The following is a 12262-nucleotide window of genomic DNA, read 5'->3' on the forward strand; positions in this document are numbered from 1 at the left end:
ATACCCCTGCAATACGCTCAAGTATTGATCGCGCCCGCCGAAGTAGGTGTGTTGGAACCATCGTGCACCAACGCTTCCCACTAGATAATTTGCCGAGCAACGCTATGAGATCAGGATGATCCTGGCCTCGGCCAGGAGCTGTCATGTCTCAACCTCGCGCTCGGATTGCTTCCCAGCTAGGCCTCGCGTTAGCCGTGATTCTGGCTGTCGTGATCAGCGGCAGTACCGTGTTTGCCCTGCGTTCCCTCGATTCTGCCAACCTCGACACACGCGAGGAGCACCTGGCCAGCGAGGCACGTTTGCTCGCTGACCAACTCAATACCTTCCACAGCACCTTGCGCGAAAGTACCCAGCGTTTGAGTGGGCTGTTTGAAAAGCGCTTCGGCGCTGGCTTGAGTGTGCGAGCGGACCAGCCGGTGACCGTGGCGGGCGTACAAACGCCTGGGTTGTACCTGGGCGGCGATGTGGTGAACAACGATTTCGGTGAAGTCGATGAGTTCAAGGACACTTCCGGCGGCGTGGCCACCGTGTTTGTGCGCTCGGGCGAGGACTTCATCCGTATCAGCACTTCCTTGACCAAGCAGGATGGCAGCCGCGCCATCGGCACTGTGCTGGATCACCAGCACCCGGCCTATCAACGTTTGCTGGCCGGGCAGAGCTACGTCGGCCGAGCGGTGCTGTTCGAACGTTCCTACATGACCCAATACACACCGGTGCGCGATGCTGCCGGCAAGGTCATCGCGGTGTTGTTCGTCGGCTTCGACTACACCGACGCACAGAACGCCCAGTTCGATAACCTCAAGCGCTTCCGCATCGGCAAGACCGGCTCGCTGGCCCTGCTGGATGAGCAAAAGCGATGGCTGGTGCCGCCGGCTGGCGTGCAGGCGCTGGACCAAGCTGTCCCGGTGATGCTCGACCTGGCCAAGACGCCGGGTGCAGGGCATTTCTGGACGGATAAAAACGAAGACTTCTACAGCGTCGCAGTGCCATTCGACGGCGGCCCGTGGTCGGTTGTGGCGAGCATGCCGAAGGCGGAAATCCGTGAAGTCACCTGGGCCGTGGGTATTCGCCTGGTGATTGGCAGCGTGTTGGCAATGTTGTTTGCGGTCGGTGCTGCGGTGTGGCTGCTGCGAAGCAAGTTGCAGCCTCTGAGCGACCTGGTGCGCCAGGCCGAAGCCTTGGGCGCTGGTGATTTGAGCGCACGCTTGAACGTGTCCAGCCATGACGAGATCGGCCAGTTGGCGCGCAGCTTCAACCAGATGGGCGAAGCGTTGTCGACCATGGTTTCCCACATTCGCAAGGCGGCCGAAGAGGTCAACAGCCGCGCCCAGGCGTTGTCCGGTTTGTCCGGTGGTGCTTATGAAGGCATGGAGCAGCAGTCCGGCGAGATCACCAGCATGGCCGGCGCGGTGGAAGAATTCAGCGCCACGTCGCTGAACATTGCCGACAACATGGGCAATACCGAACGCCTGGCTCAGGAAAACGCCCAGCAAACGCGGATTGGTCGTACGTCGATGCAAGAGGCGTCGTCGTCTCTTGAACACATCGCCACGGCTTTGAACAGCACGGCCACGGTGATCAACACCTTGGGCCAGCGCTCCCAGGAAATCGGTGGGATCGTTGGCGTGATTACCTCGATTGCCGACCAGACCAACCTGCTGGCACTCAACGCCGCCATCGAAGCCGCTCGCGCCGGTGAGCAGGGCCGAGGGTTTGCCGTGGTCGCCGATGAAGTGCGCAACCTGGCGTCACGCACCCGAGAGGCTACCGACGAGATCTCCGGGATGATCCAGAGCATCCAGCAGGAAACCGGCAATGCCATCAGCACCATGGAGCATGGCAATGTGCTGATGCAGGAAGGCCTGTCGCGCAATGCCGACGTAGCTTCGGCCTTGGCGCGTATCGATGAGCAAAGCCGCTCGGCGGGGCAGCAGTTTGCCGCGATTACCACCGCGACTCAGGAGCAAAGCAGCACGGCGACCTTGCTGAGTAGTAATTTGCAGAGCATTGCGTTGGCCAACAGTGAGCAGCGTGAGGTGGTGTCGAATTTGGCGGTGACGGCCAAGGAGCTGGAGACCTTGGCGGCCGGCTTGCGCCATGAGGTAGACCGCTTCCGCTGACACCTCGCAATTCAAGTGTGGGAGAGGTTTGTGTGGGAGGGGGCAAGCCCCCTCCCACATTGGGTTCTGCACAAGGCTTAAGTTATTGCCGCTGGCCGATACTGCAGGGCCTCTTGCAGATGGTGGCGAGCGATTGCTTGCGTCTGCTCCAGGTCTGCCAGGGTCCGTGCCACCTTGAGCAAGCGGTGCGCCGCCCGTAGCGATAGCGTCAGCCGTTCGCAGGCAGTCTCCAGCCAGCCCTCATCGACTTTCGACAGCCTGCAATGCTCGCGTAACCCCGGCAAATCCAGGAACGCATTGGCACAGCCCTGGCGCTGCTGCTGACGTTCCCGGGCCTCAGCGACCTGCCTTGATGCACTCGCTGTATCGTCGCCGGCTTGAGGTGTTGGATTCAGCGCAGTGCTTTCCCGCGCAACCGTCAGGTGCAGGTCGATCCGGTCCAGCAACGGCCCGGAGAGTTTATTGCGATAACGCTGGATCTGCTCCGGCGTGCAACGACAACGCCCGGTGGTGTCACCCATGTAGCCGCACGGGCAGGGATTCATCGCCGCCACCAGTTGAAAACGCGCCGGGAAGCTCACCCGGTCGCGGGCGCGGGAGATCACGATATGGCCCGATTCCAAGGGCTCTCGCAGTACCTCCAGCACCTTGCGATCAAACTCGGGCAGTTCATCCAGAAACAACACGCCGTGGTGGGCCAGGGTAATTTCCCCTGGCTGCGGCTTCGACCCGCCGCCCACCAAGGCGGGCCCCGACGCCGAATGGTGCGGCTGGCGAAACGGTCGGTGTGGCCAATGGCTCAAGGGCGCCAGGCTGACGACCGATTGAATCGCCGCGACTTCCAGCGCTTCCTGCTCACTCAGTGGCGGCAGCAAGCCGGGCAGGCGGCTGGCGAGCAGCGTCTTGCCCGTTCCCGGAGGCCCGCTGAACAGCAGGTTGTGGTACATAACACCCAATTATGAACTGACACATCCAAACACAGGGTGTGCGCCGCAAAAGGCTTCATGTCAGCGAAAAAAATTCGCTATTTGCGAAAAAATATTTGACAGAGGAAGATGCATCGTAGATATTACGTCTGCGGTCGGTGACTTAATCTCGCTGCTGTAGGTACGAAGCCCTTGGGTAACGTGCCGTGGAGTTGAAAAACTCTACCCCTTTGTTTTCAGTAGTTGGGTCCGGTGTACGCCACGACTCTACGCTACGAGACATAGACGGCTTCGTCGAGAGCGACGAAGCCGGTGTCCCAGAGGGGGGAAAAGCATTGCTCAACCCGATTCACTTTTCTTGTTTAGTTATGTGCGAGAGACATGTACAGCCGTACGTGTCATAACTAATACAGGAGCTGTAAAAATGCAAAAAAGTGAAAGTAGTAACACCGCAGAGCAATGTCTGGTTAGTCCAGAAAAGAAGAAAAAGTGGAGCGTTGTAACGGTATTTGTGGCTTGTTTCAAAGCTGTTCGGTTCTTCGTGAATCTGTTCGCTTTGGTTGATAAATATGGGCCTAAGGTACTTGCTTTCTTTGGAATCGATCTCGAATAACCTACCCCCGCTGTAGTCACACACACATCACAGGTGCTCAGTCATGCTCAATAAAGCCCTGAAAATCATCAGAACCTTTCATGATGTATCACAATCTGAAATGTCTGGTCGTTTAGGGATATCTAACTCGTATCTTTCAGAAATCGAGTCTGGTAAGAAGCAGCCATCAATCGACATTCTCACTCGATACAGTGAATGCTTTGATATACCACTATCATCCATCCTGTTTTTTTCGGAAAACTTGGACAGCCCAAAGCCATCCGACAAGTTAAGATTGCATGTGGCCAAAAGGATTGTCTCAATACTTGAATGGAATCAAAACCGAAATGAGACCTCAACAAAGTTCGGCAAAAAAGCGAAGGTCTTTTAAGCTATACACAATCAATCAGTCTGCATTGTACAAAATCACTTCTCCTAAGAAGCTGTCGAATGCGCTTAACCGCAGCGAGCTTGAGATTGATGTCCTTCTAGGAAGTGATGAGAATTATCGTGAGTTCACTTTGTTGGAAGAGCTCAATCCGTTTTCGCACAAACGGAAAAAAGCCAGACTGGTCCAAACGCCCAATAAAGACTTGCGTTCAGTTCACGAACGTATCCTGAAGCTTCTGCAACGTATTGAGTACCCAGAATATGCTCATGCTGGTGTAAAGAAGCGTTCATATCGTTCCAACGCTCAAGCGCATCAGAAGTCAAAGGAAGTTGCGACCTTTGACTTAAGCAACTATTACGGTTCGGTGAAGGCGCACCATGTATACGACTTCTATTTGAAGCAGTTGCAATGTGTTCGAGACGTATCGGGAATTCTGACTAGGCTTTCAACGCATAGGAACTGTATCCCTACAGGCAGCCCGCTAAGCCCGCTGCTAGCCTTGCATAGCTCCCGCACCATGTTTGACAGCCTTGATTGTCTTGCAAAAAGGTACGGTTTAGTCTTTACATGTTACGTCGACGATCTGACATTTTCAGGGGATGCAATTCCGCCGTCGCTTGAGCGAGAGGTTGTCTCCATCGTTAGACGGAATGGGCATAGCATTAACAAGAAGAAAACAAGGATCTTCAGGGCGCACCAGGCGAAACATGTTACTGGAACGGTGATCATCAACGGAAATATTACCGTACCTCATGCGCGACTGGTCACTGTTCGTCGGCTCGAAGATGCAATCAATGGCAAAATGGATAGCTTTGGTTTTAGTGAAACTAAGCTAATGGAAAAATTGGCGGGCGTGCTCAATGAAGCGTCCTATCTTGATTCAAAGTTTCGATCCAAGGCGCTCGCTGCCCGGAGCAACCTTTCCAGCCCCAGCCCCAGCCCCAGCCCCAGCCCTAGTCCCGCCCCGCAGGTTGCTGACGCATCTATCTGACCTCTCATAGTGCGCCCATTTCGTAGTGGCGTGCTATCCGCCACTTGTACTCTCGCTTTCTCATACAGATTCAGCAATGAGTGATGTAACTGAATCGTTCAGTTGCGACTGCACCTGCAAGCGATTTCGCGAACAGCAAAATTCAGTAGATGATGAGAATTTATTTGGTCTCAATGTTTAACATCTGACTTTTCCGCGTTACTCTGTATTCACAGCGACAAGGTACAACCTCTTTTGTCGGACTGAAAATCCATCTGCACTCAGCCAGCAACAAGCCCTGGAAGGCATTTTGCTGCGTGCAATTTTGTAATATCTATTATATGTGCCAATAATATATTATATATTATGCATGCAATATATATTCAACTGTAATTAAGGTAAGGGCTAGGAAAACGAAAAGATGAAAATGAAAGAAAGCTTCCGCGATACATATAATGGTTTGAAGGTTAATGCCAGCAAAGATAAAGGATATGGGGTGTATCCCGTTATTTTGAAACGCATCCATGATCAATTGATGAATCTTCAAGAACACCATTCTCGTATCACAGTTGTCCGAATTGATTTGCATTTCCCTTGGAATCATAAAACCAACAATAAGTTAGAAAATCAATTGCTCAGTCGATTTATTAAAATGTGCAAAGCTGATCTTGGTTCGTTCGGTTGGGGGCAACACAAAAGGTTCATTCATGGTTGGGTTAAAGAAGTTGGCGAAGTAGCAAAGTCTCACTATCATTTATTCTTCGGCTTTCAGACTCTACAGCGCCTGCTGGGGAAGATTTCGGGTGACGGTCATACCGGCATGTGGAAAATGTTCGAAGACCGCTGGATCGAGCTCACAGGCGGCACAGTACACTTCGTTAAGAATCCACACTTCCTGAGCCGAGACGATAAGCGAAAGTTCGCAGATTGTTTCTACCATCTCAGTTACCTTGCCAAAATCAGGGATAAACATTTCGGTACTGGCGAAACGCATCGTCGATTTGGGTTTTCGAAACTGGCATCAAAACAGATGCCACCAACTGTGTTGGAAGAGTTAATGGCAGCTTGATTAACTTTTGGCTATTCAGGCTGCCTGTGAGTGCGCAGGGGCGGTTTTAACTTGGCGGTAATGCACTGCTGCACTGATCGATTAAGTCCCCCCAAAACCTCCTGTGCGGCTTTATGGGTGTTGTGCTCTATGTTGGCTTCATTTCACTGCATTTTTCATAAAGCTAAATCATCTGGTGTAAATGTCATGTCGAATGAACGATATGCTTTGATGTCACTTGGATTCATGCCCTGAATTTCATTCAATCGGCCAATATTCCTAATGGCTGCCACCACTGAATGATCATAAGGGGTATCTCCGCTCGACTTTGTTATTTCCGTCGATGTGATGGTTCCGTCGGCAGCCATACCGATTTGAACTGTGGCAGTCATGTTGCGCCGCGCACTTGGAGGACGAACCCAGCCCTCGGAGGCCCTGGCCTTAATCAAGCCACCAATACTCGCGGTTTCCAGATCGTAGATCACTTCAGGTCGAGCCTTGCCTAATGCAATGTTCGGCGGAAGCGCGATGCAGTTAACGAGGTATACGCCAATCCCAAATTCAAGCCGCATGCACTGAAAGTACATTTCACGACCCACATCGATATTGGCAGCGAACTCCCGATTAGGCTTCAACTCGCCGGCCTTCAATTGATTACCAACAACTGACCAAGATGCGGCTTGAATGGGCGCTAGGATGACAGTCACAGCCGTTTTCTTTCCGAAATCCAAGATGAAACTGGCATTACCGTTGTCCGCGACGATCTTATCAATACGACCGTGGTAGAGCAGAGGTTGAGAATATTTGATTTCTGCACGCGGTTGATTCGCCTGCCAGTCGTTGAAGATTTGGGTAGGGCCTATGGCCTTTGAAAAATTCCAACCCGTGGTTTCGACGACATTTAACAACCGTGTATTGAAGTAGCTCGACGCCCCATTATCGTAGTCAGCTTGAGCCACGAATGAGACCGACAGCAACGTGACCATCAGCGAATATTTCATCTGCGCTCCTGTTACGGACGGGAAAGGGCTTGGGCGCGCAGACGTTTCAAAGTCGAGGGAATCCCGGCTAGGAACAAGATTAACGCCACTAGTAGCATCACAGAGCCCACTAGGACACCAATGCCAAGCGCCTGTCGGAAATTCCAGACATACCCAAGCTCCATGGCAAGGATTCCGACCATGCTGGCCAACGGCATGCTTGATGTTGCGATGAACATTGCGATGTAAAGCTTCATATCGATTCCTTGATCGAGGCGCTCAACCCAGTGTTGGCGCTCCCGTGAACAAAATATCTGAAAATCAGATATCCGGAAACCAGATATACGTTGTTGGGCTGCTCACCATCGGTCAGCCACATGCCTAAAGCAATTTACAGAACTGAATACAGCGTCTTCTTGGCCCTGCTGAAAAATCGAAGAATTGCTGCCGGACTCACGCAGGTGCAATGTTCAACCGCTTTGGGGCGTCCGCAATCCTTCATGAGCGATGTGGAGCGTGGGGTCCGTCGACTGGACATAATTCAGATATGCGACCTGTGCGCTGTGCTTGGATGTGACGTCGTTGAGTTGATCAAAGATTTGAAAAACGGCATCCAAGCGCTGTAGCGATTAGGTTGGTATTAGTAAGGCCTGAAAGTCGCTCTCACCTAAAATGCGGATCTTTTGACCTTTTGAAATTAACTGCTCGGCTTTGATGTGCTTTGAGCTCTTGTTTTTGCCGGCTAGCCGAGTGATATCCTGATCCCCAACTACCAATAATGTGGTTTGTTTGGTCACGCCGGAACCAATCTCGCATCCGCCCGCTGCTGCCAAGGCGGACGCATCTTGGCGTGGGATGGATAGTGCTCCGGTGAACACCACTACGTTACCAGCCAAGATTCCATCCGGATTGACCGTAAGCGTATCTAGATGGCTTAGCGTTGATAGCGGGATGTTGACGAGCGAGCACCATTCAGCAGCCGTAGACCCCGTGTGAGCGATTGCGCGAAGTAGTATTTCCCCTGCCGCCTTTGCATCTTCCAAGGCATCATGGTGTTCAAAATTAATGTCGAAGGTGGAGGCAAGATTTTTGAGCCCATATCCCGACCGTGAAAACTCCGCCCACGCTCTGCGGGCGACCTTTGCGGTATCAAGCCAAGAACAATCGAAATGCGCTAAACCAGCATTCTGACAAGCGCGCAGTGTTGCAGTACGATCAAACGGCATATGACTGGCCACGATTTGACCCGTCACGAATGGCAAAATCTGGCTATAAACATCAGCCCAAGAGGGAGCCGACGCGATCGTCGCTTCGTCAATTCCATGTACGGATACGTTCATAGGGTGAAAGTAGTCGTTAGGGTTGACTAGGGAGCTCCACGTATCGTGAAGTTTCCCGTCTCGAAATACGGCGATTCCAACCTGACAAATGCTTGCAAGGTTGGGGTTGGCTGTCTCAACGTCAATCACAGTGAAGTCCATTTCTTTCTCCGGAAGCAGTCGATCAAAAAGACGTGAACCAGAGTGGAACGTATCAACAGTGAAAGACGCTTGCAAACTGATAGCAGTTCCAACTGATCTTCCTGACTTCCAGTATCACCCATCAAAGGATGACCCAAATGCCAGGTAATGCAGAAGCCAACATCGTAACCGCTGACGTACTGACCTTGCTGTTGTACAACCAGTATGCGTTATCAGCAGCACTGGAAGAGGTTGCAGTGTGGGCAAAGTCAACTGGTGCGCTCGAAACACATAGCAACGCCATCGGGGCGCTGAATGCCCTCGACGAAAATGCTTCAGCAATCACTGCCGGGATTCTCAAGTTGAGACGTTAACTGCTATCAAAGGAGTCTACTTTTTTAGTAGTCCGACGGAACGTCGTTTGCGCCTATCAAAAACCTATTGCGGATAGCTATATGATCGATTTATCATAGGTCTATCAAATAAAACTATAAAGGATAAAAAATTGAAAGCACATCTGTACCTGCGTGCCAGCACCAAAGACCAAGATGCCTTGCGGGCGAAAGCTAGCTTGGATGCATTCGTAAATGAAAAAGGCCTTGTCATTGCAGGCGTGTATTCTGAAAACATCAGTGGAACAAAGCTAGACCGTCCAGAATTAATGCGGTTGCTGGACGCAGCACAACCCGGTGAATGCATTGTATGTGAAAGCGTTGATCGTCTAAGCCGTCTGTCCCAGTCAGACTGGGAAACTTTGAAAGCCAAGATCAAAGCAAAGGGTTTACGCGTTGTGATAGCAGATTTGCCTACAAGTCATATGTTGATTGAAGACATGGGGATGACTGGTCAGATAATGGACGTTATCAACAGCATGCTGCTGGACCTCATGGCGACGATGGCTCGTCTTGACCAGGAAAAACGTGTTGAGCGAATCAAGCAAGGATTGCAAAACAAACGTCTAGTAGACCCAAACTGGACACCAAAGGGAAAAAGCAAGAACGTTGAAAAGTGGGCAAAAGTAAAAATGCTAATGGCTAAGCACCCAACAATGTCAGCAGAAGATATTGCCAAACTTGCAGAAGTTGGCGTTGCAACAGTTTACCGAATCAAGCGTGAGGCCTAGTCTCCCCCGCAGGCCCGGATGGGTTAGATTTAGGTACCATCCACGGTTCCATGCGGCGAAGATCAGTTCAGACATTCGGCACCCTCTAGGTATCTCCTTTGTCTCCACCCCAAAATTGTTTTTCAAAAATCTTCAATAACTTTTGATTAGCGGCCTCATTATCTGCCGCACTGAACCGAAACTTATGCACGTCAATATCACCCTGCACATTACTCTTGTACGTTGCCATCGATTCATCTGATAACGCTTCTTTCAGCATTCTATCTGGCTTGGTTATAAACTTTGTCGCTTGCATGTCATTTTGACGGATGCCGGCACGCAGTATTTCAATGGAAAAAGGTACAAATAGCGGGTCTTGTCCATGATCTGCCATATAGATAAACTTAGGCAACTCTCCCACCATCACAGTGTATTGAGTCCGGATGTCATCGTGTTTAATCCGGACTGCTATTCCAAGCCGCTGGACCTGCTGGTTCGCTAAATATCGTCCTTCATATGAAATCAAATCAAGCTTCTTGAAAAATTCAAACTTGTCGGTTATATACTCAGATGAAAGGTCGGCTTTGCATTTGTCAAGCTCAAATACCATTTTTGAGATATCTCCCTCTACACTTGCGGCCGTTTCTGCCAGTGTTCTCGAGGGGTAGGATTGCAACAGTGCAGAAACATCGACGAGCTTAAGTCTTGCTGATTCAATCCGGCCATCGAGTTCACTAATACGCTTACGCAACACTTGTGCGTTGTCTTTGATCAGTGATGCCATATTAAGTTTGGCAAGCATTTCTTGGAAAACAATCTCACTTTCATCTAATCGAACTGATCGGTTAATGCACGCACCCTTCGCAGACTTTGAACAGCGAATATATTTTCGTCCTTTCGGTGGTTTTCCTTTATTAACTAGATGCATTGGTGATTTGCAATATGCGCAAACTGCAATTTTTGCCCAGACATTAAAGTTGGAGGACGTCTTCGCTGCCTTTGACACATTTCTCGATTTGCGGCTATCCAAGGCAGCATAGTACAGTTCTTCATCGATCACTGGCGGGTAGAAACCTTTGATGGGCTCGCCAGAAGTGCGGCGCTGACCGTCTGTCCAAATATTTGGCTGATACTCTCCAAGTACCGATCTGTTTACCAGTATCTTGCCAATTGAGCTATTCCCCCATAGCCCAGACTTGTTCCTATTTTCAGAGCCAAATACTGGCACACCTTCACTATTGAATAACTTTACAATCGCTCGTTGTCCATATCCTTGAATCGTCAGGTCGAACACCCTTTTGACAACGCTGGCACGGTCAGGAATTACCTTGTAGGCCTCGCCATCAAATGCTAACCATTGCGGGCACGCAGCACCAAGGGGGACACCCTCTGCGCGCGCCATAGCTTGTTTCTGCCGCCATGCGTCCGAAACCCTTTGCCCTTTTATCGAGGATTCGGAATGAGCGCGGGACATATGGAATATAGACATGACCAACTGCATCGTTTCGGCAGACTTTTTGTAGACAGTGCCATCGCCGAACGTAACGACAATAATTCCGCTATTCAAAAGGTCCAGAAAACGCGGTAATGCCTCTGTGACCTGTTCTCGACTTAGGCGGTCAAGTGACTCAACCAGCAAGTAAGAGCCAGGAGCAATCACGCCTTCTTTCACGTAGTCGTAAAATCGGCCAAGACTGCTTGAAACCCGATTCACGTTACTTCCTCTGTATGCGCTTACACCCGCATCCAAGAATGCGTAGTTACTGTCTTTTACGAGCTCCAAATTATGTTTATCTGCGTATTCGATAGCCGCTTTGTATTGGCGTCGACGACTGTCCCCTTTTGCCTGCTCTGGCGTTGAAAAACGGACATAACTGTAGGCTTTCGGTCTGTTGGACATTGGTCAAATACTGAAGAATTTTGGTGGGTGTATTGTAATACAACATTAGCAGGTTGTGGGCGCCCGCCGCCGCGATCAGCAGCGCACGCTTGGCGCCAAGCTGGCCCTGTACTTCACTCAGGTCCGGATAGGGCTTGTTCAAGTACAGCAAACCATCGGACTGATAGGGTTCGATGGGCTGATGCCCATTGAGGTGCGCCACCACCTGTAGCAAGTGGTCCGCTGCAATCACCTTCAACCCTGATGCCAGGCAGGCTTCCTCGGCATTCGCCCGGGGCACTATCACGGTGCGCCCGGCCTTGCGCGCAGCCAGGGCCGCCGGCAACACGCCTTTGACCGCGCGCACGTCCCCCGACAAGGCCAGTTCACCCAGGCATTCCACGTCATCGAGCATCAACGTGGGCACCTGCATGCTGGCCGCCAATATCCCCAGGGCAATTGCCAAATCAAAACGCCCGCCATCCTTGGGCAGGTCGGCGGGCGCCAGGTTGAGGGTGATGCGGCGGGCGGGGTATTGCAGTGCAGAGTTGAGGATGGCGCTGCGTACGCGGTCCTTGCTTTCCTTGACCGCCGTTTCAGGCAGCCCCACCAAGGTCAGGGACGGCAGACCATTGGCCATGTGCACTTCGACGGTGACGGCAGGGGCTTGGACGCCGACCTGGGCGCGGCTGTGGACAATGGCGAGGGACATGGGGGTTCCTTGAAAAGAGGCCGCTTCCTGCGGTTTTTTCAAGGGTAGGCGAGACGGGGGAAAGCGCGGCGTAGAGGTTTTA

General features: G+C 51.5%; 11 protein-coding genes and 3 pseudogenes. 8 read left to right on the forward strand and 6 right to left on the reverse strand.

The genetic code is table 11. The features are described from left to right. Nucleotides 1-143 precede the first annotated feature (143 nt). Nucleotides 144-2120: a methyl-accepting chemotaxis protein gene (locus DYL59_RS11810; RefSeq protein ID WP_135289336.1), complete on the forward strand. Its 1977-nt coding sequence runs from the start codon at nt 144-146 to the stop codon at nt 2118-2120. 77 nt (nt 2121-2197) lie between these two features. Here DYL59_RS11810 and DYL59_RS11815 read toward each other — a convergent pair. After that, nucleotides 2198-3061 (reverse strand): annotated as a pseudogene (locus DYL59_RS11815) (YifB family Mg chelatase-like AAA ATPase); the annotation flags it as partial. 409 nt (nt 3062-3470) lie between these two features. Between DYL59_RS11815 and DYL59_RS11820 the strand changes: the two are divergent. The 4 genes from DYL59_RS11820 to DYL59_RS11835 all read left to right on the forward strand — a co-directional run bounded on the left by DYL59_RS11820 (nt 3471) and on the right by DYL59_RS11835 (nt 6068). After that, nucleotides 3471-3659: a hypothetical protein gene (locus tag DYL59_RS11820; protein ID WP_135289337.1), complete on the forward strand. Its 189-nt coding sequence runs from the start codon at nt 3471-3473 to the stop codon at nt 3657-3659. Nucleotides 3660-3702: 43 nt separating this feature from the next. Next, on the forward strand, nt 3703-4029 hold the full coding sequence (locus DYL59_RS11825) for a helix-turn-helix domain-containing protein (protein ID WP_135289338.1): 327 nt from the start codon (nt 3703-3705) through the stop codon (nt 4027-4029). Beyond that, on the forward strand, nt 3965-5020 hold the full coding sequence (locus DYL59_RS11830) for a reverse transcriptase family protein (protein WP_238340670.1): 1056 nt from the start codon (nt 3965-3967) through the stop codon (nt 5018-5020). The genes DYL59_RS11825 and DYL59_RS11830 overlap by 65 nt, the downstream gene beginning before the upstream one ends. 400 nt (nt 5021-5420) lie before the next feature. Next, a complete protein-coding gene (locus tag DYL59_RS11835) occupies nt 5421-6068 on the forward strand; it encodes a YagK/YfjJ domain-containing protein (protein ID WP_135289340.1) in 648 nt (215 codons plus the stop codon). A 155-nt stretch (nt 6069-6223) separates the two neighbouring features. Here the strand turns inward: DYL59_RS11835 and DYL59_RS31630 are convergent. Together DYL59_RS31630 and DYL59_RS11845 are read right to left on the reverse strand one after the other, a co-directional pair. Next, a pseudogene (locus tag DYL59_RS31630) lies at nt 6224-6502 on the reverse strand (energy transducer TonB); the annotation flags it as partial. A 557-nt stretch (nt 6503-7059) separates the two neighbouring features. Beyond that, on the reverse strand, nt 7060-7284 hold the full coding sequence (locus DYL59_RS11845) for a hypothetical protein (protein ID WP_135289342.1): 225 nt from the start codon (nt 7282-7284) through the stop codon (nt 7060-7062). A 120-nt stretch (nt 7285-7404) separates the two neighbouring features. Between DYL59_RS11845 and DYL59_RS11850 the strand changes: the two genes are divergently transcribed. Then, on the forward strand, nt 7405-7653 hold the full coding sequence (locus DYL59_RS11850) for a helix-turn-helix domain-containing protein (protein ID WP_135289343.1): 249 nt from the start codon (nt 7405-7407) through the stop codon (nt 7651-7653). A 3-nt stretch (nt 7654-7656) separates the two neighbouring features. On the opposite strand, the gene DYL59_RS11855 is transcribed toward DYL59_RS11850, so the two are convergent. Further along, entirely contained in the window at nt 7657-8508 is an 852-nt protein-coding gene (locus tag DYL59_RS11855; RefSeq protein WP_135289344.1) for an exonuclease domain-containing protein, read from the reverse strand. A gap of 137 nt (nt 8509-8645) precedes the next feature. Here DYL59_RS11855 and DYL59_RS11860 point away from each other — a divergent pair, with 137 nt between their 5' ends. Both DYL59_RS11860 and DYL59_RS11865 read left to right on the forward strand, forming a co-directional pair. After that, on the forward strand, nt 8646-8861 hold the full coding sequence (locus DYL59_RS11860; RefSeq protein ID WP_135289345.1) for a hypothetical protein: 216 nt from the start codon (nt 8646-8648) through the stop codon (nt 8859-8861). Between the two features lie 131 nt (nt 8862-8992). Continuing rightward, entirely contained in the window at nt 8993-9610 is a 618-nt protein-coding gene (locus tag DYL59_RS11865) for a recombinase family protein (protein WP_135289346.1), read from the forward strand. Between the two features lie 85 nt (nt 9611-9695). Here DYL59_RS11865 and DYL59_RS11870 read toward each other — a convergent pair whose 3' ends face one another. Both DYL59_RS11870 and DYL59_RS11875 read right to left on the reverse strand, forming a co-directional pair. Next, nucleotides 9696-11489 (reverse strand): recombinase family protein, encoded by a 1794-nt coding sequence (locus tag DYL59_RS11870; protein ID WP_135289347.1) that lies wholly within the window; start codon nt 11487-11489, stop codon nt 9696-9698. 43 nt (nt 11490-11532) lie between these two features. Then, nucleotides 11533-12180 (reverse strand): annotated as a pseudogene (locus tag DYL59_RS11875) (magnesium chelatase domain-containing protein); the annotation flags it as partial. Nucleotides 12181-12262 lie beyond the last annotated feature (82 nt).

It is taken from the genome of Pseudomonas kairouanensis, assembly GCF_004682055.1.
Taxonomy (GTDB): domain Bacteria; phylum Pseudomonadota; class Gammaproteobacteria; order Pseudomonadales; family Pseudomonadaceae; genus Aquipseudomonas; species Aquipseudomonas kairouanensis.

Coding starts and splice junctions, on each gene's coding strand:
- DYL59_RS11855 (WP_135289344.1), bottom strand. CDS start 8,508: ATGGACTTCACTGTGATTGACGTTGAGACAGCCAACCCCAACCTTGCA.
- DYL59_RS11870 (WP_135289347.1), bottom strand. CDS start 11,489: ATGTCCAACAGACCGAAAGCCTACAGTTATGTCCGTTTTTCAACGCCA.
- DYL59_RS11835 (WP_135289340.1), top strand. CDS start 5,421: ATGAAAATGAAAGAAAGCTTCCGCGATACATATAATGGTTTGAAGGTT.
- DYL59_RS11810 (WP_135289336.1), top strand. CDS start 144: ATGTCTCAACCTCGCGCTCGGATTGCTTCCCAGCTAGGCCTCGCGTTA.
- DYL59_RS11820 (WP_135289337.1), top strand. CDS start 3,471: ATGCAAAAAAGTGAAAGTAGTAACACCGCAGAGCAATGTCTGGTTAGT.
- DYL59_RS11825 (WP_135289338.1), top strand. CDS start 3,703: ATGCTCAATAAAGCCCTGAAAATCATCAGAACCTTTCATGATGTATCA.
- DYL59_RS11860 (WP_135289345.1), top strand. CDS start 8,646: ATGCCAGGTAATGCAGAAGCCAACATCGTAACCGCTGACGTACTGACC.
- DYL59_RS11850 (WP_135289343.1), top strand. CDS start 7,405: ATGCCTAAAGCAATTTACAGAACTGAATACAGCGTCTTCTTGGCCCTG.
- DYL59_RS11845 (WP_135289342.1), bottom strand. CDS start 7,284: ATGAAGCTTTACATCGCAATGTTCATCGCAACATCAAGCATGCCGTTG.